This window comes from Cupriavidus sp. L7L, assembly GCF_004353535.1.
Taxonomy (GTDB): Bacteria; Pseudomonadota; Gammaproteobacteria; order Burkholderiales; family Burkholderiaceae; genus Cupriavidus; species Cupriavidus oxalaticus_A.
The window spans coordinates 1-4,581 of record NZ_SMNY01000168.1 but is presented as its reverse complement, the minus strand read 5'-3'; the positions used below and the strand labels follow the sequence as shown (position 1 = coordinate 4,581).

Sequence of the window (4,581 nt, the reverse complement as noted above, 5' to 3'; positions counted from 1 at the left end):
TGCTGCAGCAATACATCGCCGAGGCGAACCCTGCCGAAGAGAAGATCACGCCTCCCATGTTCGTGATGCCGGACGTTGTGGGAGATCAGGCGGCGTCCCTTGACCTGGTGGAGCAGTATCGGAATTGGATCAAGGTCGAAACCGAGTTCCAGGTATCGCGACCCGTGGTTCCACTGCAGCGTGGCGAGCTGTCCCTGTCCGAAGCCTATGCGAAAGTGGTCGAGATCCTTGGAAGCGACCGCTTTATCGTTGGGATCCCGTCGAACGCTGCCGCCATCACACCAGACGAGTTCATTGCATTCCTCCGCGAGAGTAAGCCGAAGGCGGTTCACATTCTGGGTGCGCTCGCCGACAGCCGACTTGCCCCGCGTCTGCAGCAAATCGTGGAGGCCGGCGTGGACGCCGACATCGAGGTATCGGCGGACGCGAATATCTTGCGTAGCAAGATACTCACGAAAGACGCGCCAGTCGGCGCGCGTGCCGCGCGCATCGAGGAGGTTCTGAGCCAGGCGGCCATCCAAGCTGACCAAGTGCAGGCGCAGCGCGCTAAAGAGCGGGAAGCAGCTGCGAATGACGCCACAAGCGTTACGGTGGAGGATCTCGACGCTGCCGTGGAGGCAGTCAAGACTGCGGCCACGCTTGCAGATACCGGGTTTTCCGTTCAGGAGGACGGGCGATTCAGGAAGATTCTGTTCCGTGGCAAGCAGGTTTGCTCTGTGGAGGGGAAGCTGACCCGTGGCGTATTGTTGACTGCGTTGCAAGACAACGCCGAGGCTGAGCGCCATCGTATCGACCTGCTTCGTGAAGTCGCCAGTATCCGCCGCGGTGAGCACTCCGGATTCCGCGGCCTTAGTGATGCTATCGCCAATGCCGATTTCTTCTTATCGCAGTATGCGCGGGAGAAGCCCGAGCTGGCGAAGGCCGCAGCCGCCGCGTGGCTGGGCCAGCCTGAGCACTACAGCGCGGTCAGCGGCCTGTCTCCCGCCCGGGTCAGGCAACTGGGTAACTATCTCTTCGCACAGCACAAGATCGCAATCGCGAACCAGGAGGTGGAACGCACACGGGCTCAAGCCCATGAGGTGGAAGCCCAAGCGGATTCTCAGCTGACAGCAGCGCAAACCGACAGCGAAGCCGAACGTCCAGCCCACTGGTCTGCGATGTTCGGTGCGATCAAGGACAAACTCACGGCTGACCGGGAATGGCAGGCGGCTGCAGCAACGCAGGCGCTCGGCCAAGTGTCGGAGGCTCCGGAGATAGAACGTCGCGCCAAACTGGTGCTGGAAGCTGCTGTGTCGCTGTTCCGGACCGACAAGGCTAGCGTGGAGGACTACGCCGAACTGGTAAGGATCTGGAACGAGCATCCGGCGCAGTTTGCCGGCCTGGTGAGCGTCCTTCTGACTAGCGATCCGCAAGCCGCCCGTCAGCGATCCGCTGATCTGGAGGCGAATGAGCGCTATCGGAGCGGCCATTGGACGGAGGTGCCCGACGGCGTCGTTCCGACCGAGTCGCTCGCCAAGACGCTGGCAGCGGCCTACAGGGGAGTGGACTCAGACAATCACTACCAGGCTATCCAGTCCGGCGATGGGTGGCGCGTAGAAGTCCGCTTCCGCGGAACCGATCAATATGACGTCTACCGCAACGATCTCGACTATTTCCGCGAGCCGGGCACTCTGGAGACGGCTGGGCTGTTCGAATTCATTCGGACGGATACACGCCTGCAGGCGGGCGAGTTCGAGCGGCTCCTCGCCTATGCTGGGATGGAACCTGACCAAGATAAGGAGGACGGTGGCCACCGGCTGACGGAAGAGGAAGGGCGCGCAGCAGCCGTAGCGTACGTCGGCTTCCTGATCAGCAAGGAAGGAATATCGGCCTCGGAGGCCGTGATGCCCGGGATTTACAAGGGGCACACCTTCCAGACATGGGGGGGCGCAGGGGCTGGTGTCAAGGCGAAGCACCTGATGGTGGATGCGCCCTTGGGTCATCAATTTCCGCTCGCAAGCCTCTGGAAAGAAGCACAAGCCGCCATTGAGAGCGATAAGAGCGCCGCGGCTGCGGCACAGGAGACCGATGCTGCAGACGGCGCGCGTGCCGAAGAACAACCCATACGCCGTCGTCGCACCGCCAAGAATCCGGAAGAAGCACGCGAGCGCATCCTGGATGCAGGTGAAAAGATCGGCGGGGCCCGCAAGGACTTCTACAGCTCGGCATTGCGAGTCGAAGATCTTGCTGATATGAATGACCGGGAAAAGCTGGAACTAGTCACGAAAGATAACGTTTGGCCGTCCCGGTCCGTCGCCGACTATCGTGAGAGCGGCGTCGATGCCAGAGTCGCGCTATTCATCCAGACGATGCGCCGCGAGTTTCCTGCCGCCCCGAAACAGCTTGACCATGTGGAAATCTATGTCGACATGGCGCGCAAGCTGCAGGACGTAGCGGCGAAGATCAAGACGAAGGATGACCTACCTGCGTTCGAGGATGGCCTGGTCAACGCCGGCGTGCTGGTGCGAGAGGAGCGCCAGTATGGTACGTCGCGTTCCATGCCCAGTGAGTACGGCGAGATGATCTATGCGGCATCTCGCAGTGGCTTCCGGTTCGTCAACCGTTACCTGTTCGACGCTGAGGATGGGTACAGGAGAGCAGTCAATCCGTACCACTCGAAGCAGTTCAGGATTGGCGACGAGTGGCAGCGTCCGCGAGATATGGATTCGGAAGGGTTCTACGATTTTCTGGAAGCCCAGCGGCAACAGGTTGCGGACAAGCGCCGTCAGACCATGGAGAACCGCGACAGCGGAGATGCAGACAAGCAAGCGCTAGCGCGTCCGCACCTCGCAAAGGTGATCCGTGACGGCCTGCCCGATGAGCGCCGTGGCCGCAACATCGCGCCCGATGATCTGTTGAACGATTTTGGCTTCCGTGCTTGCGAGTTCGGAAACTGGCTTCCGGACACCGAACGGCAAGACGTGTTGAACCGTGCCTACGATGCATTGTGCACGCTGGCGCGCGTGCTGGATGTCGACAAGAAGGCCCTAAGCCTTGACGGCACTCTGGCTCTGGCTTTCGGCTCGCGCGGCGTCGGGCGGGCCCTCGCGCACTATGAGTGCGCTCGCAAGGTTATCAACCTCACGCGACTACGCGGCGCCGGCTCGTTGGCGCATGAATGGTGGCACGCGTTCGATGACTATGTGGGCGATAAGCTGAAAGCGGAGGCTGTTGACAAGCGCGCGCCCATGGCGCCCACGCTTACGAATACCTACTTCGCATCGGAGTTGTTTCTTGCTCAGCAGCGTGGCCGTCGACGCGGTGACTTCAAGACGGTGATCTATGCGAACTGGAACAAGCTGCCAGCCGACATGGAAGAGATGCGTCCGCTGCTAAAACTGGTCGATACGATCAGCATCAGGCCGTGGTCAGACGAAGAAGTCCTGCGCGCGGTGCAAAATGACCTGACGAAGGAAGAGCGTGCGCTTCTCACTTCGCTGGAAAACATCCTGCTGGCCGCGCAGCCCGGTGCGTCGATGGAAGTCGTCAAGCAGACTTCACGCAAGTATCTCGACCAGCTGCGACTTGAAGCCAACGATCCGGACGCGCGAAAGTGCGTTTGGGCGAAGCATCCGCTGCAGGACGCATTGCGAGAGCTTCCAGTGGAGGGACTGACCGGCAAGGCAAAAGCGGATCATGACGTTCGCCTGATGGTGCTGGGCAAGCATATCCGCGGCTACATTCAGGCCTACGCATTCTGCAGCGATGATGCGCTGCGCCGGGAGTGCGCCCATGCACAAAATCGCACCTATACGCAGTACGCCGTCAGCGCGCAGCACTTCGACAAGAAGAAGGCCCAGCCCTACTGGTCCCAGATGCGAGAGCTGTCGGCCCGCGCCTTCGAAAGCTACGTCCAGGACGAAATCGAGGCCAATGGCTGGCGCGAGGACTATCTTGTACACGGCACCGAGGAAGCCGCCCATGACGCGCGTCCGCACTCGGCGTACCCCGTCGGGCGGGATCGAGTGGCGATCAACGCCGCCATGAAGGACTATCTCGATGTTGCGCGGTCCAAGTTCGAGATGGCACCACAGGCCATTCAAACGCAGCGGCCAAAGGCCGCGTAGGAGCCCAATGACGATGCTGATCCGGTTCCTGAGCGCCGCTCAGGAGCGCTTGTCACCCGAGGAATGGGAGTTCTTCAAGGGCCGATATATGTCCGCCACCGCCCCCGTGCCGGTGGCGGATGGGGAACCGGCTGCAGACATGAGGGACCAGATCCTGCGCAAACTCAGGGAGGGCAGAAGCAATGTCGCTGGCCGTGCTTGAGGCGGACGAGAAACGCCTAGCGGGCGGATCGATCTTCAAGCATCTAGCTATCGAGATGCTTGAGCTGGCAGCTGCAGATCTCGCCAGGCCTTTGCCGGGATACCAGGATCAGACACGGGGGGCGAATGAGGCCAGACTTAATCACGAGTCGGCCAAGCACTGGATCGCCGACAAGGCCGGCGACGCGGCTACCATCCCGTTCACACTCTGCTGCGATGCCTTGGGTGTTGATCCGCAAGTCGTCGCTGCTGCATTGTTGTCGGACCCAAAAAC

General features: G+C 61.1%; 3 protein-coding genes. All 3 read left to right on the top strand.

Annotated features, from left to right (window positions below):
• Positions 1–56 precede the first annotated feature (56 nt).
• Entirely contained in the window at positions 57–4,106 is a 4,050-nt protein-coding gene (locus tag E1J61_RS37720) for an LPD1 domain-containing protein (RefSeq protein WP_207951320.1), read from the top strand.
• 7 nt (positions 4,107–4,113) lie between these two features.
• Positions 4,114–4,308, top strand: a complete 195-nt coding sequence (locus tag E1J61_RS36855) for a hypothetical protein (protein WP_133098655.1) — start codon at positions 4,114–4,116, stop codon at positions 4,306–4,308.
• Positions 4,289–4,581 (top strand): hypothetical protein (locus E1J61_RS36850; RefSeq protein ID WP_133098654.1); only part of this gene is annotated, 293 nt, incomplete at its 3' end. The genes E1J61_RS36855 and E1J61_RS36850, both read left to right, overlap by 20 nt.